General features: G+C 65.2%; 18 protein-coding genes and 1 tRNA gene. 7 read left to right on the top strand and 12 right to left on the bottom strand.

Annotated elements, in window-relative coordinates; genetic code table 11:
* The 3 genes from urtB to AC3AYF_RS03185 all read right to left on the bottom strand — a co-directional run.
* On the bottom strand, positions 1–1,619 hold a 1,619-nt coding region (gene urtB, locus AC3AYF_RS03175; RefSeq protein WP_487779382.1), incomplete at its 3' end, for an urea ABC transporter permease subunit UrtB.
* Positions 1,620–1,704: 85 nt separating this feature from the next.
* On the bottom strand, positions 1,705–3,024 hold the full coding sequence (gene urtA, locus AC3AYF_RS03180; RefSeq protein ID WP_487779383.1) for an urea ABC transporter substrate-binding protein: 1,320 nt from the start codon (positions 3,022–3,024) through the stop codon (positions 1,705–1,707).
* Between the two features lie 346 nt (positions 3,025–3,370).
* Complete coding sequence (locus tag AC3AYF_RS03185; protein ID WP_295034838.1) at positions 3,371–5,170, bottom strand: acyl-CoA dehydrogenase C-terminal domain-containing protein; 1,800 nt, start codon at positions 5,168–5,170, stop codon at positions 3,371–3,373.
* A gap of 385 nt (positions 5,171–5,555) precedes the next feature.
* Here AC3AYF_RS03185 and AC3AYF_RS03190 point away from each other — a divergent pair, with 385 nt between their 5' ends.
* Positions 5,556–7,187 carry a BCCT family transporter gene (locus AC3AYF_RS03190; protein WP_295034840.1) on the top strand — a complete coding sequence of 544 codons (1,632 nt, stop codon included), beginning with the start codon at positions 5,556–5,558 and terminating at the stop codon, positions 7,185–7,187.
* 99 nt (positions 7,188–7,286) lie between these two features.
* Here AC3AYF_RS03190 and AC3AYF_RS03195 read toward each other — a convergent pair whose 3' ends face one another.
* From AC3AYF_RS03195 to serS, 4 genes are all read right to left on the bottom strand, one after another.
* Positions 7,287–8,012, bottom strand: a complete 726-nt coding sequence (locus AC3AYF_RS03195; RefSeq protein ID WP_295034842.1) for a 3'-5' exonuclease — start codon at positions 8,010–8,012, stop codon at positions 7,287–7,289.
* Positions 8,009–9,982: a DUF294 nucleotidyltransferase-like domain-containing protein gene (locus AC3AYF_RS03200; protein WP_295034843.1), complete on the bottom strand. Its 1,974-nt coding sequence runs from the start codon at positions 9,980–9,982 to the stop codon at positions 8,009–8,011. Before AC3AYF_RS03200 ends, AC3AYF_RS03195 begins: the two co-directional genes overlap by 4 nt.
* A 191-nt stretch (positions 9,983–10,173) precedes the next feature.
* Entirely contained in the window at positions 10,174–11,379 is a 1,206-nt protein-coding gene (gene cobA / locus AC3AYF_RS03205; RefSeq protein ID WP_365676737.1) for a uroporphyrinogen-III C-methyltransferase, read from the bottom strand.
* A 174-nt stretch (positions 11,380–11,553) separates the two neighbouring features.
* The gene (serS, locus tag AC3AYF_RS03210; protein WP_295034845.1) at positions 11,554–12,831 is read right to left on the bottom strand and encodes a serine--tRNA ligase; all 1,278 of its coding nucleotides are present in this window, start codon (positions 12,829–12,831) and stop codon (positions 11,554–11,556) included.
* A gap of 317 nt (positions 12,832–13,148) precedes the next feature.
* On the opposite strand from serS, the gene AC3AYF_RS03215 reads away from it, so the two are divergent.
* From AC3AYF_RS03215 to AC3AYF_RS03225, 3 genes are all read left to right on the top strand, one after another.
* Positions 13,149–16,400: an FAD-binding and (Fe-S)-binding domain-containing protein gene (locus tag AC3AYF_RS03215; RefSeq protein ID WP_295034847.1), complete on the top strand. Its 3,252-nt coding sequence runs from the start codon at positions 13,149–13,151 to the stop codon at positions 16,398–16,400.
* Between the two features lie 84 nt (positions 16,401–16,484).
* Entirely contained in the window at positions 16,485–16,928 is a 444-nt protein-coding gene (gene trxC / locus AC3AYF_RS03220) for a thioredoxin TrxC (protein ID WP_149433886.1), read from the top strand.
* An 86-nt stretch (positions 16,929–17,014) separates the two neighbouring features.
* A complete protein-coding gene (locus AC3AYF_RS03225) occupies positions 17,015–18,814 on the top strand; it encodes a cation:proton antiporter (protein ID WP_295034850.1) in 1,800 nt (599 codons plus the stop codon).
* 124 nt (positions 18,815–18,938) lie between these two features.
* Here AC3AYF_RS03225 and trpC read toward each other — a convergent pair whose 3' ends face one another.
* The 5 genes from trpC to AC3AYF_RS03250 all read right to left on the bottom strand — a co-directional run bounded on the left by trpC (position 18,939) and on the right by AC3AYF_RS03250 (position 22,474).
* Entirely contained in the window at positions 18,939–19,751 is an 813-nt protein-coding gene (trpC, locus tag AC3AYF_RS03230) for an indole-3-glycerol phosphate synthase TrpC (protein ID WP_295034852.1), read from the bottom strand.
* 34 nt (positions 19,752–19,785) lie between these two features.
* Positions 19,786–20,805 (bottom strand): anthranilate phosphoribosyltransferase, encoded by a 1,020-nt coding sequence (gene trpD / locus AC3AYF_RS03235; protein WP_295034855.1) that lies wholly within the window; start codon positions 20,803–20,805, stop codon positions 19,786–19,788.
* 22 nt (positions 20,806–20,827) lie between these two features.
* Positions 20,828–21,415 carry an anthranilate synthase component II gene (locus tag AC3AYF_RS03240; RefSeq protein ID WP_295034857.1) on the bottom strand — a complete coding sequence of 196 codons (588 nt, stop codon included), beginning with the start codon at positions 21,413–21,415 and terminating at the stop codon, positions 20,828–20,830.
* A 345-nt stretch (positions 21,416–21,760) separates the two neighbouring features.
* The gene (locus tag AC3AYF_RS03245) at positions 21,761–22,117 is read right to left on the bottom strand and encodes a hypothetical protein (protein ID WP_295034859.1); all 357 of its coding nucleotides are present in this window, start codon (positions 22,115–22,117) and stop codon (positions 21,761–21,763) included.
* A 281-nt stretch (positions 22,118–22,398) separates the two neighbouring features.
* Positions 22,399–22,474: transfer RNA gene (locus AC3AYF_RS03250), tRNA-Ala, on the bottom strand.
* A gap of 399 nt (positions 22,475–22,873) precedes the next feature.
* Between AC3AYF_RS03250 and AC3AYF_RS03255 the strand changes: the two genes are divergently transcribed.
* The 3 genes from AC3AYF_RS03255 (at position 22,874) to pgsA (ending at position 26,042) form a co-directional block, all read left to right on the top strand.
* Positions 22,874–23,521 (top strand): response regulator, encoded by a 648-nt coding sequence (locus tag AC3AYF_RS03255; protein WP_295034861.1) that lies wholly within the window; start codon positions 22,874–22,876, stop codon positions 23,519–23,521.
* A gap of 96 nt (positions 23,522–23,617) precedes the next feature.
* Positions 23,618–25,432: an excinuclease ABC subunit UvrC gene (gene uvrC, locus AC3AYF_RS03260; RefSeq protein WP_295034879.1), complete on the top strand. Its 1,815-nt coding sequence runs from the start codon at positions 23,618–23,620 to the stop codon at positions 25,430–25,432.
* Positions 25,433–25,493: 61 nt separating this feature from the next.
* A complete protein-coding gene (pgsA, locus tag AC3AYF_RS03265; protein WP_295034863.1) occupies positions 25,494–26,042 on the top strand; it encodes a CDP-diacylglycerol--glycerol-3-phosphate 3-phosphatidyltransferase in 549 nt (182 codons plus the stop codon).
* Positions 26,043–26,160: the final 118 nt, after the last annotated feature.

Below are 26,160 nucleotides of genomic sequence, written 5' to 3' on the forward strand. Positions count from 1 at the left end.
ACGCCGACCAGCACGATGATCTTGGCCAGCACGGCACCGACCCACGGCTGCAGCACCTGATTGATGACACCGAGCGACATGCCGGCGACCAGCGTTCCCCATAGATTGCCCACGCCACCGAAGACCACGACCAGAAAGGAGTCGACGATGTAGCCCTGCCCCAGATTGGGCCCGACGTTGGTCAACTGCGACAGGGCGACGCCGGCGAGACCGGCCACGCCCGCACCGAGGCCGAACGTGAGCATGTCGACCCGGGTGGCGCGCACGCCCATGGCGCGCGCCATCGCCCGGTTCTGGGTCACCGCGCGCACTTCCAGTCCCAGCCGGGTGTAGCGCATCAGCGCCCAGAGCGCGGCGAAGACCGCCAGGCAGAACAGCAGCACGCCAAGACGGTTGAGGGTCAGCGACAGCGCCTCGTTGATCTGCCACGCCCCCTGCAGCCACTCCGGCGAGGTCACCCGACGGTTGAGCGGCGAGAACACCGTGCGCACCAGTTGCTGCAGCACGAGGCTGAGGCCGAACGTGGCCAGCAGCGTCTCCAGCGGGCGCCCCTTGAGGAAGCGGATCACGGTGCGCTCGATGACGACGCCGAACCCGCCGGCGACCAGGAATCCGCCGGGAATCGCCAAGGCCAGCGCCAGGCCCGGCTGGCCGGGGAGCGCCTGCTGGATCAGCCAGGTGGTGTAGGCGCCGATCATGATCAGCTCGCCATGGGCCATGTTGATCACGCCCATCACGCCGAAGGTGATGGCCAGGCCGATGGCGGCGAGCACCAGAATCGAACCGGCGCTCAGGCCGAAGAACAGGGTCTGTACGCGATCGTACCAGGCGCGCTTGCTCTCGATGCCGTCGAGTACCGACTGCGCCTCGGCGGCGAGCGCGGAATCACCGGCGGCGATCGGGGTCAACGCGTTGCGCACGCGGGTGTCGAGGTTGCCCCGCAGCGCGTCCAGCGCCTCGGCATCGCCTTGCTGGAGATCGTAGAGCGCCAGCGCCACATCGAGCTGGCCGCGGACGGCATCGCTCTCTTCGTCGTCGCGCATCCCGCGCACACGATCGGCGTTGTCGGCCGTGACTTCGCCGACCAGGCGCTGCGCTGCCGACAGCCGAGAGGCTTCATTGCCAGCGCTCAGCGACAATGAAGCGAGCAGCCCCTCGATCCGCGTGCGCAGCTCGTTGTTGATCTTGAAGATGTCCACGGTGCGCCGGGTGCCGGTACCGGCATCCTCGAAGGTGATGGCATCGATGATCGGCCATTCGCGGCCACTGTCGTCGGTGACGATATAGAAACGATCGCCACGACGCTCCTTGCCCAGGCGGCCGTCGAGCAGCGCCTGCAACCAGCGCGTCTTCTGCTCGGCGCCACTCTCGGCGATCGCCTGGGCGGCGTCGCCCTTGGCCTGAAAACTGCCGGTATCGAGCGCCCCCAGCAGCGCCCGTGGCTCTCCTTCCGCCTGCGCCTGGGGCTCGCCCTTCGACGCTTGCACCTGCGATTCGCCGGAGGCGGCCGAAGCCTCTGAACCGATACCCAGACCGCAGGCCATCAACAGGCACAGCAGCATGGGAATCGTGAGCCTGCGCCTCGGCGCCGGGCCTTTCCATCCTGTGGTAAAGCTCATGATGTCGCCCTCGAACACGGTCTGCCATCAGCTCCAAACAGCGACACCGACGCCCCGGGCGGGCATCGGTGTCGGCAGAACCGGCTCAGTCGGCGCCCGGGCCGTCTTCGCAGGTCATCGACTCGACGTCGAGCTTGCCGCAGCGCAGCGGGGCTCTCCAGTCGCTGATCAGATTCTTCGACTCCGGCAGGTAATCCGACCAGGCGTCACCGGCGACGGTCGTCGGCGTCTGCCAGACCACGCTGAACTGCCCGTCGTCCTGGATCTCGCCGATCATCACCGGCTTGGTGATGTGGTGATTGGGCATCATGGTGGAAGCGCCACCGGACAGATTGGGTACGGTCACGCCGATGATCGAATCCTTGACCGCGTCGACATCGGTGGTCCCGGCCTTCTCGACCGCCTGGGTCCACATGTTGAAGCCGATGTAGTGCGCCTCCATCGGATCGTTGGTCACCGCCTCGTCATTGCCGGTGTAGGCGACCCAGTCGTCGATGAAGTCGTAGTTGGCATCGCTGTCGACGCTCATGAAGTAGTTCCAGGCCGCCATGTGGCCGACCAGCGGCGCGGTATCGATCCCGGTCAGCTCCTGCTCGCCCACCGAGAACGCCACCACGGGGATATCGCCCGCCGAGATGCCCTGGTTGGCTAGCTCGTTGTAGAACGGCACGTTGGCGTCGCCGTTGATGGTCGAGACCACCGCCGTCTTCCGCCCCTGGCTGCCGAAATCCTTGACCTGGGAGACGATCGACTGCCAGTCGCTGAAACCGAACGGCGTGTAGTTGACCATGATGTCGTCGTCGGCAACGCCATTCGCCTTGAGATAGGCCTCCAGAATCTTGTTGGTGGTGCGCGGATAGACGTAGTCGGTGCCCAGCAGCGCCCAGCGTTCCACACCCTGGCTCATCAGGTAGTCGACCGCCGGAATCGCCTGCTGGTTGGGGGCTGCGCCGGTGTAGAAGATGTTCTCGGAGGACTCCTCGCCTTCATACTGCACCGGGTAGAACAGCAGCCCATCGAGCTCTTCGACCACCGGCAGCACCGCCTTGCGCGAGGCCGACGTCCAGTTGCCGAAGATGACGTCGACACGGTCGTCGCCGGTCAGCATGTCACGGGCCTGTTCGGCGTAAAGCGACCAGTCCGAGGCCGGATCCATCACCCCCGGCTCCAGTTGGCGACCGAGCAGGCCGCCGGCCTCGTTCTGCTTGTCGATCAGCATCAGCATCTCGTCTTTCAGCGTCGACTCGCTGATCGCCATGGTGCCGGAGAGCGAGTGCAGGATTCCGACCCGGATCGGGCCCTGGTCCTGCGCCGCTTCCTGGGCGAGGGCGGTACTACCGAAACCGGCCAGCCCCAGCACGATGCTGGAACCGGCAAGCCACTTGCGAAGGGAGGTTGTTGTCATCGGATTCTCCTGGTCATGACCCTTGGTGATCGGCCTGATGATCCAGACCCGGCCACGGGCATGGATCTCGACTGGACAACCCGATGCATTTTTCGTGCCTTGATGACTGATCGCGAGAATCTTGTATACAAAAATCGGGAAAGACAGCCAAAATTCGACAAAATGGCCGTTATTGGTGCACGCAGGAAGCGTCTATCGCACGCCTCCTCGCTTTGCTGGTGCAGTCGGGGCTCCCGCCGGCCGAATCCTGCACCGCAATGGGTACGAAAACGCCGCCACGGAATGCGAATGCGCCATGGAGGTGCAGGGGTGTTTCAGGCGATCCGCCGAAACCGCCTCCGAGGCCTCAGAAATACGACGCCTCGAACGCCATCAGACCTGACGGTCCCGCCGCGATCTGGCGCTCCAGCGCTTCGGCCTGCGGTAACTGACGGCTCAGGAAGTGCTGCCCTACGATCAACTTCGCGCGATAGAAATCGGCCCCGGATGGACCCTGGTGGGCCAGGCCTCGCTGCGCTGCGCGAGCCGCCTTCCACCACATCCAGGTGTAAACCGCATAGCCCACCAGATGCAGGTAATCATGGGCTGCCGCGCCCGCCGCTGCCGCATCCGCTCCGGCCGCCTCGATCACGGCGTCGCTGACTCGCTCGAGCCGGCTCAGCTCGGTTTCGAGCGCCTCCCGGAACGGCCGCAATTCGGGGGACCCGATAGAGTCACCGTCGAGATCCGCCCTGATCCACCCGGCAAGGCGCTCGACGTAAGCTCCCCGGTTGCGCGTCAGCTTGCGGCCGATCAGATCCATGGCCTGAATGCCGTTGGTGCCCTCGTAGATCATCGCGATTCGCGCATCGCGCACGAACTGCTCGGCGCCCCATTCGACACAATAGCCGCTGCCACCGTAGAGCTGCTGGGCCTCCACCGTGGTCTCGAAGCCGCGGTCGGTCAGAAACGCCTTGGCCACCGGGGTGAGCAGCGCGACCAGCTCCCCGGCCTCCTCGCGCACCTGGTCATCGGGATGATATTTGGCGCGATCGAGTTCACGAGCGACAAAGGCGGCAAACAGTCGACCGCCTTCGTTCCAGGCACGAGCGTTGAGCGCCATGCGCCGCACGTCCGGATGGACCAGAATCGGATCGGCGGCCTGATCGGGCTCGGCAGCAGCACCCGGTGCACGGCTCTGGCGACGCTCACGGGCAAAGGCGACGGCGCTCTGATAGGCGACGTCGCCCAATCCGAGCCCCTGGATGCCGATCGAGAGCCGCTCGTAGTTCATCATCGTGAACATCGTCGCCAGGCCCTGATGGGGCGCGCCAATCAGGATCCCCTCTGCGCCCTCGAAATGCATCACGCAGGTGGCGCTGCCGTTGATACCCATCTTGTGCTCGAGCCCGCCACAGACCACCCCGTTCGCCTCCCCCAGCGAACCGTCGTCCAGCACCCGGCGTTTCGGTACCAGGAACAGCGAGATCCCCTTGGCGCCCGGGGGCGCATCCGGCAGCTTGGCCAGCACCAGGTGGACGATGTTCTCGGTCAGGTCATGCTCCCCGCCGGTGATCCAGATCTTGCTGCCGGTGACCGCGTAACGGCCGCCATCGATGGGCACCGCCCGAGTCCTGATCAGCCCAAGATCGGTGCCGCAGTGCGGTTCGGTCAGGCACATGGTGCCCAACCAGTCGCCGGCGTAGAGCCGCGGCAGATAGCGGGCCTTGACCGCGTCGTCGGCGTAAGCGTCGAGCAGCAGCCCGGCACCGTTGTTGAGTGTCAGATAGAGGGCGAAGCCGGTGTTGCTGGCGTAGAGCAGTTCGTCGAAGCCCTGGGTCAACAGTTTCGGCAGACCCTGCCCACCGTAGGCAGGGTTGCCGCCAAGGCCGCACCACCCGCCCCGCGCCATCTCCTGAAAGGCTTGGCGAAACCCGCCCGGCGTGGCCACCGCGCCGTCCGATATCACGCACCCCTCGGCGTCTCCAAGCTGATTGAGCGGAAACAGCTCCGCTTCGGCCAGGCGAGCGGCCTCCTCGAGGACGGCATCGGCCAGCTCGGCGTTGAAATCGGCGGTCGCCGGCATGGCCTGCCACTCCTGCTCGGCCTGAAACACCTCTTCACGGACGAACCGCATGTCCACGAGCGGCGCGCGATAGTCTGCCATTCGAACTCTCCCGGAGATTCAAACATTCGTTTAAATACAGCTGGGACTATAGGCGACAACCCCAGCGCGTTTCACTCTGACCTTGGTCTATCCTCGCGTCGTCGCCAGAACAGGATCGGGAGTCGAAAGCCGCTATCATCGCGCTATCGGCCGCGATCAGCGGCGGGGAAACTTCGGGTTTCTCGCCAAGACGGTTGGAAGCACCGACTTGATTCAGGATAATTGGGAAACTTGCGTGTTCCGGCGGATACGCCAGACTGTGTGCTCTGCCTGGACCGGGTGGACACGCACTGGCATGCCCCCCGGACGACGCAAGGGAGCGCAAGGGAATCGTCGCCGCGCGAGGGCGGCCTCGAACTGACTCATCAAACAATGGAGACGGCTAGTGGCTCAAGACGCCAACAATCAGCCGGATGCGCCGCAGGAAGGCATACCGGCACCAGAGGGTCCCGCCAATCTCATCGATACCGATTATGTGATTGGCCAGGACAATATCCAGACCAATAGATTTGGTTTCAACGTCGATCTGCACGGCAAGGTCTTCTCGATCTCGTCACTGCTGATCCTGTTCTTCGTCATCATCACGCTGGCGTTGCCGGATCAGATGGGGCCGATCTTCAACGGGGCGAAGAGCTTCCTGACCGACAACTTGAGCTGGCTGTTCCTATTCGCCGCCAACATCTTCGTGCTGCTCTCCGTCGTGCTGATCTTCACGCCGCTGGGCAGGGTGAGAATCGGCGGTCTCCACGCCAAGCCGGACTTCAGCTACGCGGGCTGGTTCGCCATGCTGTTCGCGGCGGGCATGGGCATCGGGTTGATGTTCTACGGCGTCTCCGAGCCGATCACCCATTTCGGCACCTCCATGTCCGGTGACTCCTGGGCACCGCTGGGCGGCGCCGAAGGCAACCCGGCAGAGGCACAATCGCTGGCCATGGCGGCCACGATCTTTCACTGGGGCCTGCATCCCTGGGGTATCTACGCGATCGTCGCGCTGTCGCTGGCACTGTTCTCCTTCAACAAGGGCCTGCCACTGACCATGCGCTCGATCTTCTACCCGATTCTGGGTGAGCGCATCTGGGGTTGGCCTGGCCACGTCATCGACATCCTGGCGGTATTCGCGACGCTGTTCGGCCTGGCGACATCATTGGGTCTCGGCGCCTCGCAGGCATCGGCCGGGCTCAACTATCTGTTCGGCATCCCCAACACCAACGTCACCATGGTGCTGCTGATCATCGGCATCACGCTGATCGCGTTGACATCGGTCATGCTGGGCGTGGACAAGGGCGTGCAGCGCCTGTCGCAGATCAACATGGCTCTCGCGTTCCTGCTGCTGCTGTTCGTGATCGTCGTTGGCCCGACCCTGCTGATCGCGACCGGCTTCGTCGAGAACATGGGCTCCTACCTCAAGAATCTTCCGGCACTGTCCAACCCGTTCGGCCGCGAAGACACCGACTTCATGCATGGCTGGACCGCCTTCTACTGGGCGTGGTGGATCTCCTGGTCACCGTTCGTCGGCATGTTCATCGCGCGCGTCAGCCGCGGCCGCACGGTACGTGAATTCCTGATCGCGGTGCTGCTGGTACCGACCCTCGTTTCCGTGCTGTGGATGACCGCTTTCGGCGACACCGCCATCGATCAGCTCGTCAATCAGGGCTTCGACGGCGTCAAGAACGCAGCGCTGGAGTTGCAGCTGTTCGCCATGCTGGGCCAACTGCCGTGGACATCAATCACCTCGTTCGTCGGCATCATCCTGGTCATGGTGTTCTTCATCACCTCTTCGGACTCCGGTTCGCTGGTCATCGACTCGATCACCGCCGGCGGCAAGGTCGATGCGCCGACGCCGCAACGTGTCTTCTGGGCCCTGATCGAAGGCGCCATCGCCATCGCCCTGCTGCTGGGCGGAGGCCTGACGGCTCTGCAGGCGGCGGTCATCGCCACCGGCTTGCCATTTACCATCGTGCTGCTGGCCGCGTGCTACGCGATCATCCAGGGGTTGCGATCCGAGCCTCGTGGCTGACGACCTCGTTGCAGACGAGCATCATGAAAGCGGGCGGCTCCTGGAGCCGCCCGCTTTTTCTTTCGTCGGCGGGCTCGTCACGCCCCGCCGGTAGCCGGCTCAACGCCACCGCGCGCCGACCGGCGTCTCCCAGTCGTAGTGGTAGAGAATCTGCGCCTGCAGCAGCTCCGCCGTCGCCAGCGAATCGATCAGTGCGTGGTGTCCGGTATAGGCCGGAAGGTGATAGCGCTGGCGGCTCTCGTGCAGGCGAATCGACGCCATCGGTCGCCCCGCCCAGCGACGCAGTCTCGCCCACCAGGACTGCCGGTGGATCCGCGCCTCCAGCGACATGGTGTCGATCATCGGCATCAGCAGGCCATCGCCCAGCCGTTCTCGTATCGCGGCGTCGAGGAACGTTCTTTCCAACTGTCGGTAGTGCACGACGACCAGGCGGCCCGCGAGCAGGGCCAACAGCTCATCGATGATAGCGGCGAAGTCGGGGGCGTCCGCCACCTCGGCGTGGGTGATGTGGTGGAAAGCGACCGATTCGCCGCTCAGCTTGCGGCGCGGTGACAACACCCAGTAGCGGCCGTCGGCCGGCCGGATCCGGGACAGGGTGAAAGGCATCACCCCGACACTGACGATGTCGTGACGGCTGCTATCCAGGCCGGTGGTCTCGAAGTCCATCGCGACCAGCGGCGCCTCGCCGATGGGTGTCTCGGGGTCCAGCGTTCCTCCGGCGACGAAGCTGGCCAATCGGGGCTCGCGAACCCGCTGCGCGCGCGAGGCCATGTAGTCCGGCCAGGTCGGCGTGCTTTGCCCTCTCGCGGCGCGACGCAAGGTCATCGGCGGCTCCGCTGCGAAGCCTGGCTGGCGGAGCCTGCCGAGGAGGAGGTGTGGGTCTTGGAGGAACCCGACTTGGACGGCATGCTGTAGCGGAAGGAGAGGAACTTCTGGGCGTTGCTGATCGCTTCGAAGGCATCCTTCAGATGGTGGCGTTCCCGGCTGCCGATGTTCTCGGGATCGACGCTGTTGTCGGGCTCGGCGCCCCGCTCGATCGCATCGGCCTGATGGCGAATGCGGACCATCGACATGAACTCGAAGGCGTAGCGCAGACGCTCGGTGACGCCATCGGCCAGCAGTTTGGTCTGGGCGATGTCATCGAGGCGGGCAAAGCTGTTCTGCGCCTTGGAGCCGCAGGCCAGCGCATGCACGCGAACCAGGTCGGTCAGCGGCGCGGTTCCCCGGCGCTTGAGGTTGATCGACTTGCGATGTTCGCCGTCCTGCTCCATGACGAACTGACGGAAGAAGCCCAGCGGCGGCGTGCGATTCTTGGCGTTGCGTGCCAACGCCGCCAGAAAGACCGGCCGCTGCGGTGCCAGTTCGGCGATCAGGTCCTGCAACGCTTCGACCATGGGCGTCTCGCCATGCACTGGCGCCAGATCGAAGAAGATGGAGCTGTGCAGCAGCCGTTCGCCGTTGGGCTCGTCCATCCACTCGGTGAAATACTCCTTCCAGACCTGCAACGGCTGGCGCCAGCGCGGATTGGTCGCCATCACGTCGCCCTTGCAGTACGGATAGCCGCAGGCGTCGAGGCCGTCGCAGACGAACCTGGCCAGCGCCTCGAAATACTCGCCGTGCCGCTCGGGATCGTAGTCGTCATGGAGAACCAGCGCGTTGTCCTGGTCGGCATTGATGGTGGGCTCCTCCCGCGCCATCGACCCCAGTACCATGAAGCAGTAGGGTATCGGCGCCGGGCCCAGCTCGGCTTCCGCCAGCTCGATCAGGCGCTGCGTGAACGCCCGCCCGATCGTCGCCAGCGCCCGGCAGACCATCTCGGAGTTGGCGCCGTCGGCGACCATGCGCACGAACCCCGTGCCCACCTCGGGCGCCAGCCGTGCCAGTTGCTCGGGCGTGTTCTGGACGAAGATGTTGTTGACCAAAAACAGGCTGCTGTGGGTCTCGTGGCGAACGATGTCGGAGAGGTGGAGCACGCCGACCGGCTGGCGCCGGTGCAGTACCGGCAGATGGTGAACCTGATTGCGCAACATGCACAGCATCGCTTCATAGACCGATTCGTCGGACTGGATGACGATGACTTTCCGCGACATGACCTCGCCCACCGGGGTCTGGGCCGACTTGCCCTCCGCCAGTACGCGGGTGCAGAAATCGCGATCGGTCAGAATGCCGTTGAGCTGCCAGTGCCGGCCGTCGGGGCCGGTGAAGGTATAGGCGGACTGGGTCTCGGTCACATCGACCACCAGCACGCAGGTGACGTTGGCGTCGCGCATCTGCCGGGCCGCCTGCTGCAGGGAGGTGGCGGCTTCGACCATCTGCGGCTGCCGGCTGATCAGCTTGCGTACCCGGGTCGTCATCAGGCCGCTGTCGTCGCGCTGCTGTTCCACCGTCACCTTGAGGCGCTGGCCACCGGTCTCCACGAACTCGGCGAAGTCGTCGTCCTCGTCGCAGATCGTCTCGAAGACATCGCCGGGGATGAAATAGATCAGCGTGTCCTCGATGGCGCTGACCGGATAGCGCACCCGGCGGTTGCTGCGCAGCAGGTCCGAGTAGCCGAAGATGTCGCCTTCGCTCAGGCGGTTGAAAAGCCGGCCGCTGCGCTGGTACATCTCCACCGCCCCGCTGCGGATGTACCACAGCGATTCGACCGGCTGGTCCTTGACCAGCAGTTCGCTGCCGGCCTGGAAATAGCGGATCTCGACCTCGCCGGCGATACGGTCGAGCAGCGCATCGGGAAGATCGTCGAACGGCGCGAACTGCGCCATGTGGCCACGGATATCCAACTGCTCAACGTTCATGCGCCTCTCCCCGTCGCGAGTTCTCATTGTCGAAGCGCCGGAAGATGGCGTCAACGACGACTTGGCCGCTATCCGGTTGATCTATCGATGGAAACGTCGAGGGTGTCGACCGGTAGGAAGATGACGCCGGCCATCCCGCCCGCCCACCAGGCCCGGGTGCCAGGATCAGCGCTCGCCAGCGGCGGACTGCCTCAGGCGCTGTCGGCCCGGGAGAGCGGTGTGGGATGCTTGCCCTCGACCCAGCCCAGGCTGCCGCTATCGGTCGGCTTGAACCAGTCGAGACGCGAGGCCAACTCGACCACGCTGCCGATGACGATCAGCGTCGGCGGTCGGGGTTGATGATCGGCAAGACTCCCGGGGAGTCGTGCCAGCGTACCCAGATGCACCCGCTGGTTGGCCGTCGTGCCCTGCTCGATCAGTGCCAGCGGCGTGGCCGCGTCCAGCCCGTGTGCCACCAGCCGCTCGCGAATCAGCTCCAGCGCACCCAGGCCCATGTAGAAGACCAGGGTCTGGCCGCCCCGTGCCAGCGCCGGCCAGTCGAGGTCGCAGCTGCCGTTCTTGAGATGACCGGTGACGAAACGCACCGACTGGGCATGGTCGCGATGGGTCAGCGGCAGGCCGGCATAGGCCGCGCAGCCGGAAGCGGCGGTAATCCCCGGAACGACATCGAATTCGATCCCGGCGGCGACCAGCGCCTCGAGTTCTTCCCCGCCGCGCCCGAAGATGCACGGATCGCCGCCCTTCAGCCGAACCACCCGATTACCCGCCCTGGCCCAATCGACCAGTGCCTGGTTGATGCCCTCCTGCGGCACGCTGTGCCGGGAGCGCGCCTTGCCGACGTAGAAGCGCCTGGCGTCGGGCCTGGCCAGTGCCAGGATTTCCTGGCTGACCAACCGGTCGTGGATGACGATATCCGCCTGCTGCAGCTGCCTCAGGGCTTTCAGCGTCAGCAGGTCCGGATCCCCCGGCCCGGCCCCGACCAGCGAGACGTGGCCGCGCCGCCAGTTGCCCGGCGCCAGCCCTGCCGCGTTCTCGGCCGCGTCACGGGTCGTCACCCGTGGCGGCAGGCGCACGCTGCACAGTGCCGGATGCGACGGTACGAAAACCGCCACGCCGGCCTCCCGCGCCCGCGTGGCCACCTGGCGATCGCGCGCGGCGTCGCCACTGGCCACGAGCCATAGCTGGCCGATCCCCGGTTCCGGCTCGTCGCTGCGCACCGCCCAGCCCAGGCCCTGGCAAAGCGTCGCCAGCGCCGGCATCGTCGAGCCGGCGTGCACGGTCACCCGCGGCATCAGCCAGGCGACGCGCTGCGCCAGCGCCAGCGCCTCGCTGCCGCCACCGATCAGGTGCACGTCGAGCTGCGACGGGTCGTACTGCAGAGTCAGGGAGTCGGTCACGAATCGAGCCGTCATTGGAATGGGAGGAGCCGGCCTTAGATCGAAAAGCCGAAAAGAACGTCATGCTTATATCGAAATTGTAAGACCACGACGCCGACGAACGAAGGAACGCTTTTTTTTAGCGTTATAACCAAACGCACCCTCGCCGCCCATCGGCGACGGGGCGCGTCGATCCTACTCGACGTTGAGACGCGTCGATCCGCCCATGTAGGGCACCAGTACCGCCGGCAGATCCACGCTGCCATCGGCGTTCTGGTAGTTCTCCAGCACCGCCAGCAGGCAGCGCCCCACTGCCAGCCCGGAGCCGTTCAGCGTGTGCACCAGCTGCGGCTTCTTCTGCTCGGGGCTGCGGAAGCGCGCCTGCATCCGCCGCGCCTGGAAATCCTCGCAGTTGGAGACCGAGGAGATCTCGCGGTAGGTCCGCTGGCTCGGCAGCCACACTTCCAGGTCATAGGTCTTGGTGGCGCTGGCGCCCATGTCGCCGGTACACAGGGTCACCACGCGATACGGCAGTTCGAGCGCCTGCAGAATCGCCTCGGCGTGGCCACGCATCGCCTCCAGCGCCTCGTAGCTGGTCTCGGGGTCGACCACCTGCACCATCTCGACCTTGTCGAACTGATGCTGGCGAATCATGCCCCGCGTGTCGCGACCGTAGGCACCCGCCTCGCTCCGAAAGCACGGCGTATGGGCGGTCAGCTTCAGCGGCAGCGCGGCGTGATCGAGGATCTCGTCGCGCACGAAGTTGGTCAGCGGCACCTCGGCGGTGGGAATCAGGTAGTAGTCGCTGTCGGCGAGCTTGAACAGATCCTCGCCGAACTTGGGCAACTGGCCCGTCCCGGTCAGCGTCTCGGCATTGACCATGTAGGGCACGTAGCACTCTTCATAGCCATGATCCCGAGTCTGCGTATCGAGCATGAACTGCGCCAGCGCCCGATGCAGCCGGGCGATCGGTCCGCGCATCACGGCAAAACGCGAGCCGGTCAGCTTGGTCGCCATCTCGAAGTCGAGATAGCCGAACCGGGCCCCGAGATCGACGTGATCGCGCACCTCGAAGTCGAACTCGCGCGGTGCGCCCCAGCGATGCAGCTCGACATTGTCGCTCTCGTCCGCCCCCTGCGGCACGTCGTCATGGGGCAGGTTGGGCAGCCCCGCGACCAGATCCTCCCAGGCCTGCTGCACCTCGCCGAGTTCGCGCTTGGCGGCGTCGAGATCGTCGCCGAGCTGGCCCACCTCCGCCAGCAGTGGCTGAATGTCCTCACCGGCGGCCTTGGCCTTGCCGATCGACTTGGAGCGCACGTTGCGCTCGTTCTGCAACTGCTCGGTCCGCGTCTGCAGCTCGCGACGGCGGGACTCGAGCGACTCGAGCTGCGCGGTGTCGAGAGTGAAGCCCCGCAGGGCCAGGCGCTGGGCGACGAACTGCGGATCGCTGCGCAACAGCTTGGGATCGAGCATGACGAAATTCCGTTGGTTGAAATCGAAGACCGTGACGACAGGAATCGACCGAAGACGCACGACGACAGACGAACGTGTTGATGGTCATTCTTTGCGAGGGGAATATTGTAGGGAAAACCCCACCCCGGCACCATGCGCTACCGGGGATTCGTGTCACATCTCCGCCTGGCACGCTAAACTGTTCCACCCCGGCGCCCATGGCGCCACGGACCGGTTCCCGCCATCCCCGCGGCGCCGGGAATCGACAATCTGTCGGATGGGTCCCCATCCGATGAAGGCCGCCTGACCGGCCCGACGCGATGGCTTGATGCATGACAATGATGACACGCCTTGACCCGACCAGCGCCGAGCTGACGCTGCCCGAGCGCTATCGCCGCTTCCTCGCCGAGCTGGCCGCGGCTGGCTTTCGTGGCGATATCGCCGATGACGCGGCCAACCGCATCGTGCTGGCCACCGACAACTCAATCTACCAGCGCCAGCCAGCGGCCGTTCTTTATCCCCGCGACGCCGCCGATCTCCAGCGGATCGCCCGGCTCATGGCGCAGGCAGCGTATCGCGACGTCGTGCTCGCGCCCCGGGGCGGCGGCACCGGCACCAACGGCCAGTCGCTGACCGACGGCCTGGTGGTGGACGTCTCCCGCTACATGAACCGGATCGTCGAGATCGACGTCGAGAACCGCCGCGTGCGCGTCCAGGCCGGCGTGGTCAAGGATCAGTTGAATGCTGCGCTCCGGCCCCACGGGCTGTTCTTCGCGCCGGAGCTCTCCACCTCCAACCGCGCCACGATCGGCGGCATGATCTCCACCGACGCCAGCGGCCAGGGCAGCTGCGAGTACGGCAAGACGCGCAACCACGTGCTGGCGCTGGATGTGGTGCTGCCCGGCGGCGAGCGACTCGAGAGCCAACCGCTGGACGACGCGGCCTTGACCGCCATGTGCCAGCGCGATGATCGGGTCGGCGAGATCCATCGCGCGGTCAGCGGCATCGCCGAGACCGAGCGCGAGCGAATCGATGCCATCTTCCCGCCGCTCAATCGCTGCCTGACCGGCTACGACCTGGCCCATCTCACCGACGACCAGGGGCGCTTCGATCTCAATAGCGTCCTGTGCGGTTCGGAGGGCTCGCTGGCGCTGCTCAACGAGGCCACGCTCAACGTGCTGCCGCTGCCCCGGCATTCGACCCTGGTCAACGTGCGCTACGCCGGTTTCATGGAGGCGCTGCGCGACGCCAAGGCGCTGATGGCCGTGAGCCGTCCGACCTCGATCGAGACGATCGACGACCGCGTGCTGGCGCTGGCCATGGAGGATTTCGTCTGGGACAGCGTGGCGGCGTTCTTCCCCGCCGCCATCGACGCAAACGGCGAGCGCGGGACGCCGATTCGCGGGATCAACCTGGTCGAGTTCAACGACGACGATCCGGCTCGACTGGCCGATAGGGTGCGGGCATTCACCGATCACCTGGGCTCGGACGCCAGCGTCGAGCGGCTCGGTTACACCCTGGCCGAGGGCCGCCCGCAGATCGGCCGGGTCTACGCCATGCGTAAACGCGCGGTGGGGCTGCTCGGCAATGCCAGTGGCGAGAAGCGCCCGATCCCGTTCGTGGAGGACACGGCGGTGCCGCCGGAAAGCCTGGCAGACTATATCGCCGAGTTCCGCCAGCTGCTGGATGCCCGCGGCCTGGAATACGGCATGTTCGGCCACGTCGATGCCGGTGTACTGCATGTGCGCCCGGCCATCGACATGAAGGACCCAAACCAGGCGCGGCTGATCCGCGAGATCTCCGATCAGGTCGCGGCACTCACCCAGCGCTACGGCGGGCTGCTGTGGGGCGAACACGGCAAGGGCGTCCGCTCCGAGTACTCGCCGCGCTTCTTCGGCGAGCTCTACCCCGCGCTGCAGCGGGTCAAGGCGGCCTTCGATCCGTTCAACCAGTTCAATCCGGGCAAGATCGCGACACCGCTTGTTATCCCCCCCGATGATGCGGGAAAGACGTCTTTTCCCAGCCCGCCCGAAGCCGCGGGCAAGGCGGAAGATACCATCACGCACTCCGCAGCGCCGGGAGAGAGGTCAGGCGAGATCGGTATCGTCGACGGCCACGATCCCGGGCTGCTGGCGATCGACGGCGTCACCACCCGGGGCGAGCTGGATCGCCAGATCGACGAGCGGGTGTGGCAGGAGAACGCCAGCGCGGTCTACTGCAACGGCAACGGCGCCTGCTACAACTACGACCCCGCCGATGCCATGTGCCCCTCCTGGAAGGCGACCCGCGAGCGGGTGCACTCGCCCAAGGGCCGCGCCAGCCTGATGCGCGAGTGGCTACGCCGCCAGGGCAACGCCGGCGTCGACGTGCTCGAGGTGGCGCGGGAGCAGCGTCAGGCCGGCTTCAGTCACTGGCTCACTGCCCTGCCCGGCAAGTTCAAGCGCTCGCTGGCGAAACGCCGCGGTGAAGAGGACTTCTCCCACGAGGTCTACGACGCCATGGCCGGCTGCCTGGCGTGCAAGTCCTGCGCCGGCCAGTGTCCGATCAAGGTCGACGTGCCGGACTTTCGCTCGCGCTTTCTGGAGAGCTACCACAGCCGCTACGCGCGGCCGCTGCGCGACTATCTGATCGGCGGGCTGGAGTTCGTGGTGCCGCACCTGCAGCCGGTGGCGCCGCTCTACAACGCGCTGCTCGACAATCGCCTGATCGATCGCTTCCTGGCGCAACGCCTGGGCATCGTCGACAGTCCGAGACTGTCACGCGCCAGCCTCGGGAAGGTGCTCGACGCCTGGGGCGTTGCCGAGGCCACGCCGCTGACGCTGGGCAGGCTGACCGACGCCCAGAAAAGCCGCAGCGTGGTGCTGGTGCAGGACGCCTTCACCAGCCATTTCGAATCGCGGCTGGTGATGGACGTGGTCGAGCTGCTGTCGCGGCTCGATATCCGGGTCTTCGTCGCCCCCTTCCAGCCCAACGGCAAGCCGCTGCACGTGCAGGGATTTCTCGGCCGCTTCGGGCGGGTCGCGGAGAAGCAGGCCGCCCGGCTCCAGGCGCTGTCGCGTTTCGACGTGCCGCTGGTGGGCATCGATCCGGCGATGACGCTCACCTACCGCCAGGAGTACGTCAAGACGCTGGGGCCGCAGGCGGTGCCGGAGGTACTGTTGCTGCAGGAGTGGCTGCTGTCGCTGGGACCGTCGATCCTGCCCCAGGGCTGGAACAGCGGGCGCATCGAGCCGCCCGACCCGGGCTATCGCCTGCTGAGCCACTGCACCGAGAGGACCAACGCGCCGGGCAGCCCCAGGGGCTGGCAGCAGCTGTTCGAGCGCTTCGGCCTCTCGCTGGGCCTGGTCGACACCGGCTGCTGCGGCATGTCCGGCACCTATGGCCACGAGGCGCGCCACCGCCGGACCTCGGAGACGATCTACGACCTCTCCTGGCGCGAGCCGGTGGAGGATCAGGCCAACGCGGGCCGGCTGCTGGCCACCGGCTACTCCTGTCGCAGCCAGGTCAAGCGGCTCTCCGATCAGGCGCTGCCGCACCCGCTGCAGGCGCTATTGAGATGGATCAAGGTCACGGACGTGCCCATGCATTGAGTGGACGACCGGGGCTGCGGGAACCCCGGCCCCACCTTACAGCCCCCAGTCACTATTGGCTTTCGCTCACCAGGAGCCCGTCTCATGTCCGACACGCTTCACCTCGTCTGCCCCCACTGCCACGCGGTCAACCGGGTTGCCAGTACGCGCCTGGGGGATGCCCCGAACTGCGGTCGCTGCCACAACCTGCTGTTCACTGGCGAACCGCTGGCACTGGACTCCGCCAACTTCGACCGTCACCTGACGCGCAGCGATCTTCCGCTGCTGGTCGATTTCTGGGCCGACTGGTGCGGCCCCTGCAAGGCGATGGCGCCGGGATTCGCCAAGGCCGCGGGCGAGCTCGAGCCCCACCTCCGCCTGGCCAAGCTGGATACCGAAGCGGCCACCGATATCGCGTCGCGCTTCGGCATCCGCAGCATTCCGACGCTGATCCTGTTCCGCGGCGGCCGCGAGATCGCGCGCCAGGCCGGCGCCATGGGGCAGTCGGACATCGTCGCCTGGACTCGGCGACAACTCGCCACACCCTGAAATCTGTCCGCCTCACGATTCGGCATTGCATCCATGCGGTGCCGCCGCTAGTCTGCGCGCCTTTTGCCACGCACCGGAGAGACCGCATGGAAAACGCCGCCCTTGCCCTGACCGGCATCGGCCTGCTGGCGCTGGGCTGCCAATGGCTCGCCTGGCAGATCCGGGTGCCGGCCATCCTGCCGCTGCTGATCGCCGGTATCGCCGCCGGGCCGATCACCGGGGTGCTCGATCCGGATGCTGTGCTCGGCGATCTGCTGTTCCCGCTGGTCTCCCTGGCGGTCGCGGTGATCCTGTTCGAGGGCGCCTTGACCCTCGATTTCCGGGAGCTGCGGGGGCACGGCCGCACCGTCAGCCGACTGGTGACCTGGGGCGCATTGATCACCGCGCTGCTGGCCATCGTGGCCGCGCACCTGATCCTCGGGCTCTCCTGGGAGATGGCCAGCGTGCTGGGCGCGCTGCTGGTCGTGACCGGACCGACGGTGGTCCTGCCGCTGCTGCAGTCGCTGCGCGCCCGCGAGCACGTCAGCCAGATCCTGCGCTGGGAAGGCATCCTGATCGATCCGATCGGCGCCATCGGCGCGGTCCTCGTCTATGAGTTCGTCGCCCTGGGACTCTCCAACGGCGCAGCGGCCCATACGTTAGTGAGCTTCGCCCAGACTGCGGTGATCGGCTTCGGCCTGGGGACGGCGGGCGGCTATCTGTGGGGCAGCGTGCTGCGTCACTACTGGCTGCCGCAACGCCTGCACAGCTTCGGCACCCTGATGATCATGCTGACGCTGTTCACCGCCTCGAACCTGCTGTTCCACGAGTCCGGCCTGCTGACCGTCACCGTCATGGGGGTGTGGATGGCCAACATGCGGGGCGTGCCGACCCAGCCGATTCTGGAGTTCAAGGAGACGCTGTCGATCCTGCTGATTTCGGGGCTGTTCATTCTGCTGGCGGCGCGCTTGAGTCTCGAGCAGCTGGGGCTGCTGTCGTGGGAGGCGTGGGCGTTCCTGGCGGTCCTGGTGTGGGTGGCGCGACCGCTGGCGGTGTGGGTCTGTACCTGGGGTAGTTCGCTCAACTGGCGGGAGAAGGCGCTGCTGGCCTGGCTCTCTCCCCGCGGTATCGTCGCCGCGGCGGTGGCCTCGCTGTTCGCGATCCGGCTCGAGGCGCTGGAGGTGCCGGGTGCGGAGCTGCTGGTCCCGATCACCTTCCTGGTGATCATCAGCACCGTGGTGGTACAGAGCCTGTTCTCGCGTCCGCTGGCCCGGTTTCTGAAGGTGGACGCGCCGACGGCGTCGGGCTTTCTGATCATCGGCGCCAACCCGGTGGCACGGGCCTTCGGTAGCGCCCTGCAGGAAGCCGGCTTCGCGGTGCGACTGTGCGATCACAACTGGGATGCGATCCAGGAGGCGCGGATGGCCAGCCTCCCGATCTACTACGGCAACCCGCTGTCGGAGCATGCCGCCCAGCATCTGGGGCTGACGGGCATCGGCCATCTGCTGCCGCTGTCGCCCTACCGCGAGCTCAACAATCTCGCCGCGCTGCACTTCGAACACATTCTCGGTCACGGCAAGGTCTTTCGACTGGCGGTGGAATCCTCCCGCAACGCCCGTCGCCACCACCAACAGGCGCTGGCCCACCTGCCGCTGCTGTTCGACGGTCACACCACCTTCACCCGTCTCTCCAGCCTGATCGGCCAGGGCGCGGTGATGCGCCACGCCAGGATCAGCGACAACTTCGACATCGAGGATTACCGCCGCATCCATCAGGACCGACTGCTGACGCTGTTCACGCTCTCCGCCAGCGGCCGCATCCGCATCGCCACCTCGGCCAGGCCGCTCAACCCCAAAGCCGGCGACACGCTGATCAGCCTGATCTTCCCCGACTCGCCCGAATTCTAACCGCCCCAGCCCCGGCGGATGCCTGGAAGCGGCCCTTTCTCCCCGCCAACCCCGCTAACGTGAAGCGCCGCCCCCCTTTTCATGGAGAGCGGCGCTCGAACGCCGGCGACGTCGCCGCCTGCGGCTAGAAAAACATCCGACGCAGCGCGCTACCGGGCTCTTCCTCGCGCATGAACGCCTCGCCCACCAGGAAGGCGTTGACGTCGAACTCCCGCATCCGCTCGACATCGTCACGACTGTGGATGCCGGACTCGGTGACGACCGTGACCCCATGGGGGATCCGATTCAGCAGTTCGAAGGTGGTATTCAGCGAGGTCTCGAACGTGCGCAGATCGCGGTTGTTGATGCCCACCAGCGGTAGATCCAGCATCAGGGCCCGCTCGAGCTCGAAGATGTCGTGTACCTCCACCAGCACGTCCATGCCCAGGGCCGTTGCCTGCTGGTGGAGATCCTTGAGCTGCGCATCGCTCAGCGCCGCCACGATCAGCAGGATGCAGTCGGCACCGATTCCCCGGGCTTCGGCGATCTGATAGCCGTCGATGATGAAATCCTTGCGGATCACCGGCAGCTCGCAGGCACCGCGCGCGGCAATCAAGTCATCCTCGTGGCCCTGAAAATAGTCGGCGTCCGTCAGCACGGAAAGACAGCTCGCGCCCGCCGCCGCGTAGTCGGCCGCGATCTCCGCGGGTCGAAAGTCTTCACGGATGACGCCCTTGGAGGGGGAGGCCTTCTTGATCTCGGCGATGACGGCGGGGTCGCCGCCCTCGATACAGGCGTCGAGCGCGGCCACGAAACCCCGGGGCGCGGCCTGGGACTTCGCCCGCTCGAGCCAAGCCTGCTCGCTGACGACAGGGCGACGCTCGGCAATCTCCTCGCGCTTGCGCGTCAGTATCTTGGCCAGGATGGTCGGCAGTTCACTATCGGCGACATCGGTCATGTAGCGGTTCCTGTTGGGCTTGTTCGGCGAGAACTCACTCGGCGAAGATACGCGTGAAATCGGAAAGCTCCTTGAGCTTTTCCAGCGGAAGTTTGGAAGCCTGGGCGTCCTGGGCCATCAACACGCCCTCTTTCAGAGAATCGGCGATACCGGCGGCAAACAGCGCCGCACCCGCGTTGAGCGCGACGATATCGCCGGCCACGCCCTTGCCCACCAGCGCCTCCTTGACCAACTTGAGGCTGTCCTCGGCGGTCACGACCTTCAGCGGTTCGAGCGATTGACGCTCGATGCCCAGCGACTCGGGGGTGATCGTGTAGTCGTGGATCTCGCCATCGCGGAGTTCGGCCACCCGCGTCGGCGCCGCCACCGAGATTTCGTCCAGACCGTCCTCGGCATGCACGACCAGCACGTGCCGGCTACCCAGCTTGCGCAGCGATTCCGCCACCAGCGGCACGAGATGGGGCGCATAGACACCCAGCAGCTGGTTGGGGGCGCCCGCCGGATTGGTCAACGGCCCGAGGATATTGAAGACCGTGCGCACCCCCATCTCTCTGCGCGGGCCGATGGCGTGACGCATCGCCTGATGGTGACGCGGCGCGAACATGAAGCCGACGCCGACCTGCTCGATACAGCGCGCGATGGTCGCGGCGTCGAGATCGAGATAGATACCCGCGACGTCGAACAGATCCGCACTGCCGGCTGAGGACGAGACGCCGCGGTTGCCGTGCTTGGCGACATGGCCGCCGGCAGCCGCGACGACGAAACTCGATGCGGTGGAGACGTTGAAAAGGTTGGCGCCGTCGCCGCCGGTGCCGACGATATCGACGACGTTGTCGCAGTCGATCGAGACCGGCTGCATCAGCTCGCGCATGACCTGCGCTGCCGCCGTGATCTCGTCGGCGGTCTCGCCTTTCATCGCCAGCCCGATCAGGAAACCGCCGATCTGCGCTTCGGTGGCCTCCCCCGTCATGATCGCCTGCATGACTGCGTGGGTATCCTCGTAGCTGAGGTCCTGGCGGCGCATGACCGCGCCAATGGCATCCCGCATTTGCATGTTGGCTCCTCGCCTGTTCCAGTTAGCCGCGCCGTTTGAGGAAATTCGCCAGCAGCTCGTGACCTTGGCGAGACAGAATCGATTCAGGGTGAAACTGTACCCCTTCGATATCCAGCGTCTTGTGTTTCAGGCCCATGATCAGTCCCGGCGTCGGATCGTCGTCGCCGACCCAGGCCGTGACTTCGAGGCAGTCGGGCAAGGTCCCGGCATCCACCACCAGCGAATGATAACGGGTCACCTCGAGGGGGTCCTCGAGGCCGGCGAAAACGCCTTCGCCGCGGTGACGAACGCGGGACGTCTTGCCATGCATCACCTGCGGCGCACGCACCACATCGCCCCCGTAGACCTGGCCGATGGCCTGGTGCCCCAGACAGACCCCCAGTATCGGAATCCTGCCGGCAAAGTGGCGGATCGCCTCCATCGCTATCCCGGCTTCATTGGGCGTGCACGGGCCAGGCGACACCACCAGATGGGTCGGCTCGTGCTGCTCGAGGCCGGCGATGTCCGTCTCGTCGTTGCGCACGGTCACCACATCCGCCCCCAACTCCCCCAGGTACTGGACGATGTTGAAGGTAAAGCTGTCGTAATTGTCGATCATGAGGACTGACATGGTGCAAGCTCCTGATATTCATACTAGATCGAGTAAAGGCCGTGATTGCTTACCCAGGTGATTACCCAAGTCGATCATTCCACCTATGCCAAACCCCACGAAGCGCAGCAGACAAACGAAAAATGCCGCCCCGAGGGACGGCATTTTCTACAGACGTCGGCATGCCGCCCTTGGATCAAAGGCGCCACCACCACTGGTTCGGTCTGAGCGTCGGAATCATGTTCATGAGCGGTATAGTGCCGTGGAGCGCCGATCACTGTCAACGCCGCCAGACGGGCGTCGCGGCCGGGGGGGCGCCACCTCTCCCGCGTCATCCGGAGGCGTGGTTCGCGCCCGGAGACATGACTACTCCTCGAGGCCCCCTCCCTCGAGATCCGTCAACAAGTCGTCGATGTCGGGGAAGATGGGTTCGACTACCCGTTGGTCGGCCCGCCGGGGACCAAGCCTGACCCGCAGGAACTGCCAGAAGACCAGGCCGTAGCGATCCATGTAGTGGCCGGCTCGGGACTGCCTTGGTACGCCCTCGCCCCGCGCGAGCCGCTCGGCCAGAAAAGGAACGATCAATGTCTGGAGTCCTTCGAAGGCTTCCATGTCGGAAGACGCCTCCGCCACCAGACCGGGCAAGGCAGGCACCAGTGCCTCCCAGCGCTGCCGCGGCGGCACTGCCGGCCTGATGACGACGTCGAAAATGAACTCTGGCATACGCCCCTCGTAACCCCAAGGCCAATGGGAACCGGTCGCCGGCACTGCGCTGCGACCGCTCCTATTGTGCGAGAGGCACGGCGGATCGAATGGGTGAAGATCCATCTTCAAGCGGGCCAATTCATTCCCGAACCCGTTCACCGAATGGCGAACGACGGCGGTCGCAACCCGATGGTCGGTGAAGGCGGGCGGCTGCCCGGAAACCGGGCGAGGCTGCTGGAATTTCAGGCATGAAAAAGCCGCTTGCACGGAGCGTGACAAACGGCTTGTTCATGAAGATCTGGTGGAGCCTAGCGGGATCGAACCGCTGACCTCAACACTGCCAGTGTTGCGCTCTCCCAGCTGAGCTAAGGCCCCAAAAAACGCGCTGCCCTGATGGACGCGACGCACTATAAAAGCCCCCTTCCCCCAGGTCAAGCCCCGCTTGCCCGGACTCGCCGCCATCGAGGTCACGACCATCGACCTCGAAGCCTCGCATCGCCGCGCTTTGCGGGTCGCAAATTCCCCGCCAAACATGGAGTATTTGGTCCGAGAACGTGTCACACTACTTAACAGAGCGGAGATGAATTAACAGAGCGGAGATGGAACTTCCATACTTAAACTTGCAAGTTCCAATGATGACGCTGTTGGCGATGCGCGAGCTTTCGCCGGATCGCTGAACGACAGCGCACGACCAATCATAAACAAGGCCCGCCGGTTGCTGGTACGGCAACCAACGGCAGGGTCTTCAGGGGCAGCGGGAATCCAGGAGTCATCTTGATCAGGGTATTAGTAGCCGACGATCATCACTTGGTGCGCACGAGTATCGCGCGCGTCTTGGACAGCGAACCCGATATCGAGGTCGTCGCCGAAGCCGACAGTGGAGAGAGTGCGTTACAGAGCTGCCGGGAACACCTGCCGGATATTGCGATGATCGACATACGCATGCCGGGAATCGGCGGTCTGGAAACCATTCTGAAACTCCTCAAGACCCAGCCCGATACGCGGATCATCGTGCTGACGGGGCAGGTCGAGGAGAGCACGGCACAGCGTCTGATCGATTCCGGCGTGACCGGCTTCATCAGCAAGGGCACCGAACTGGATCTGATGATCGAGGCCGTGCGTCGGGTCGCGGAAGGCGAGCGCTTCATCAGCCCGGACATCGCCCAACGCGTGGTGTTGGCCCGCAGCGAGGGTCGCCAGAGTCCGTTCGACCAGCTTTCGCATCGCGAGCTGCAGATCGCGACGATGATCATTCACTGTCACAAGGTCAGTCGCATCTCCGAGCAGCTCTGCCTGAGCCCCAAGACCGTGAATACCTACCGCTACCGAATCTTCGACAAGCTGAAAGTGCAGTCCGACGTGGAGCTGACCCATCTTGGCCTGCGGCACGGGCTTCTGGACGAATTCGAGCCCCGATCGTGACGACAGTCGAACGCAATGGAAATGCAGGGAGCCCACCGTGCTCGTACGGGACTTTGATATACTCGGGGCATGAGTGAATCCTCGATCGATACCCCATTGCGCTTCGATGCCAAGCACTTCCTGAAGTCGGTCTCAGAATCGCCCGGCGTCTATCGCATGCTCGACGAGCAGGCCAACGTCCTTTACGTCGGCAAGGCCAAACGTCTGAAACCGCGACTCGCCAGCTACTTCAGAGGCGCCTTGAACGCCAAGACCCAGGCGCTGGTGGCGCGCATCCAGGACATCCAGATCACGGTCACCCGCAGCGAGACCGAGGCCCTGCTGCTGGAGCAGACCTTGATCAAGGAGCTGCGGCCGCCCTACAACATCCTGCTGCGCGACGACAAGTCCTACCCCTACGTCTTCGTCACCGATCGACATCCCTACCCCGCCCTCGAGTTCAAGCGCGTTCGCCAGAAGCGGCGCGACGGCCGCTACCTCGGCCCCTACCCGAGCTCGACGGCGGTTCGGGAGAGCCTTTCGCTGATGCAGAAGATATTTCGCATCCGCAACTGTGAAGACAGCGTGTTCGCACATCGGCACCGGCCCTGCCTGCAGTACCAGATCAAACGCTGCAGCGCGCCCTGTGTCGACTACATCAGTGAAGCCGACTACCGCCAGGACATCGAGCACGCCGTGATGTGCCTCGAGGGGCGCAGCGAGCAGGTGACCCAGCAGCTCACCGCCAGCATGGAGCGCGCCAGCGATGCGCTCGACTTCGAGGAAGCGGCCCGCTTGCGCGACCAGATCCAGCAATTGAGGCGATTGCAGGAGAAGCAGTTCGTCGACAACGCCGATGGCGATGCCGACATCTTTGCCCTGGCCGAGCAGCCCGGCGGACTCTGCATCAGCGTACTGTCGATTCGCCAGGGCCGCATGATGGGCGCGCGCCATCATCAACCCGACAACGGCCTGGATCTTGGCGCCGAGGAGCTGCTCAGCGAGTTCGTCAGCCAGTTCTACCTCGGTCAGTCCAAGGAGATCCCGCTCGAAATCATCGCCTCGCACCCGCTGACGGATAGCGAGTTGCTGCAATCGGCATTGAGCGAACATGCCGGTCGACGCATTCGCGTCGCGTCTCAGGTGCGGGGTCACCGCGCCCAGTGGCGCCGACTGGCCATCACCAATGCCGAGCAGCACCTGGCGACCCAGCTCGCCAACCGCAGCCAGTTGGGCAAGCGTTTCGAGTCGCTGCGCCAGGCTCTGGACATGCCGATCTCACCCGCCAGGCTCGAGTGCTTCGATATCAGCCACAGCCACGGCGAGGCGACCGTGGCCTCCTGCGTCGTATTCGATCAGAATGGCCCGGCCAAATCCGACTACCGTCGCTTCAATATCGAGGGGGTGGCAGCGGGTGACGACTACGCGGCGATGCGCCAGGCCCTGACCCGACGCTTCAAGCGGCTGCAGAAAGGCGAAGGCAAGCTGCCGGACATCCTGATCGTCGATGGAGGCAAGGGCCAGTTGAACATGGCCCGGGAGGTTCTGGTCGAACTGGAAGTCGTCGATGTCGCCCTGATCGGCGTCGCCAAGGGGACTACCCGAAAGGCTGGCCTGGAGACCCTGTTCATCGAAACGGTGGACCGCACCCTCAATCTGGACACCAGCTCACCGGCGCTGCACCTGATCCAGCATATACGCGACGAGGCCCACCGCTTCGCCATCACCGGTCACCGCCAGCGTCGCGACAAGCAGCGCCGCACCTCTTCGCTGCAAGATATTCCCGGGATCGGACCGAAACGTCGCCGGGAGCTGTTACGCTTCTTCGGCGGCCTGCAGGGCGTGCGCAAGGCAACCCGGGACGATCTTTCCCGCGTTCCGGGGATCAACGAACAGATGGCGGCTACCATACATCAGGCGCTCCATGGATGAGCGCACGCAGCAGGCGTAAAATGCCCGACTCTCATCTCCCAGTAAGGACGCTAGCGGCACGATGAACATTCCCAATATGCTCACCCTGGCAAGAATCGTGTTCATCCCGCTCCTGGTGGTGCTGTTCTACTTGCCCTACGCCTGGAGCCTGTTGGTGACGGCCGCCCTGTTCGGGCTGGCGGCCGTCACCGACTGGCTGGACGGCTACCTGGCCAGGCGCTGGGACCAGAGCACGCCATTCGGCGCGTTTCTGGATCCCGTCGCGGACAAGGTCATGGTCGCCGTCGCGCTGGCGCTACTGGTGGAACGTTACGAGGCGTTCTGGCTGACGCTGCCGGCGCTGGTCATCATCGGCCGCGAGATCGTGATCTCCGCGCTGCGCGAATGGATGGCGGAAATCGGGCAGCGAAAGCAAGTCGCGGTCTCCTGGATCGGCAAGTCGAAGACCACCTTGCAGATGGTCTCCCTACTGCTGCTCCTGGGCTTTCCGCCGCTCTCCCCGATTGCCAACATCGGCATCGTGCTACTCTATGCAGCGGCCTGTCTGACACTGTGGTCGATGATCCAGTATCTCAGGGCGGCCTGGCCGGAACTCACCCGCTCGCTGTGAGCGAAAAGTGGCATAAGCGTTTGACAGGTACGCACTTATCCTTATAATGCGACGGCGTGTTCAGCGGGAATAGCTCAGTGGTAGAGCATCGCCTTGCCAAGGCGAGGGTCGGGAGTTC

The sequence above is a fragment of the Salinicola sp. genome (assembly GCF_982684285.1).

Excerpts from the sequence above, each read along its gene's own strand:
- urtA (WP_487779383.1), bottom strand. The coding sequence starts at position 3,024 with ATGACAACAACCTCCCTTCGCAAGTGGCTTGCCGGTTCCAGCATCGTG.
- AC3AYF_RS03185 (WP_295034838.1), bottom strand. The coding sequence starts at position 5,170 with ATGGCAGACTATCGCGCGCCGCTCGTGGACATGCGGTTCGTCCGTGAA.
- AC3AYF_RS03195 (WP_295034842.1), bottom strand. The coding sequence starts at position 8,012 with ATGACCTTGCGTCGCGCCGCGAGAGGGCAAAGCACGCCGACCTGGCCG.
- AC3AYF_RS03200 (WP_295034843.1), bottom strand. The coding sequence starts at position 9,982 with ATGAACGTTGAGCAGTTGGATATCCGTGGCCACATGGCGCAGTTCGCG.
- serS (WP_295034845.1), bottom strand. The coding sequence starts at position 12,831 with ATGCTCGATCCCAAGCTGTTGCGCAGCGATCCGCAGTTCGTCGCCCAG.
- AC3AYF_RS03215 (WP_295034847.1), top strand. The coding sequence starts at position 13,149 with ATGATGACACGCCTTGACCCGACCAGCGCCGAGCTGACGCTGCCCGAG.
- trxC (WP_149433886.1), top strand. The coding sequence starts at position 16,485 with ATGTCCGACACGCTTCACCTCGTCTGCCCCCACTGCCACGCGGTCAAC.
- AC3AYF_RS03225 (WP_295034850.1), top strand. The coding sequence starts at position 17,015 with ATGGAAAACGCCGCCCTTGCCCTGACCGGCATCGGCCTGCTGGCGCTG.
- trpC (WP_295034852.1), bottom strand. The coding sequence starts at position 19,751 with ATGACCGATGTCGCCGATAGTGAACTGCCGACCATCCTGGCCAAGATA.
- trpD (WP_295034855.1), bottom strand. The coding sequence starts at position 20,805 with ATGCAAATGCGGGATGCCATTGGCGCGGTCATGCGCCGCCAGGACCTC.
- AC3AYF_RS03240 (WP_295034857.1), bottom strand. The coding sequence starts at position 21,415 with ATGTCAGTCCTCATGATCGACAATTACGACAGCTTTACCTTCAACATC.
- AC3AYF_RS03245 (WP_295034859.1), bottom strand. The coding sequence starts at position 22,117 with ATGCCAGAGTTCATTTTCGACGTCGTCATCAGGCCGGCAGTGCCGCCG.
- pgsA (WP_295034863.1), top strand. The coding sequence starts at position 25,494 with ATGAACATTCCCAATATGCTCACCCTGGCAAGAATCGTGTTCATCCCG.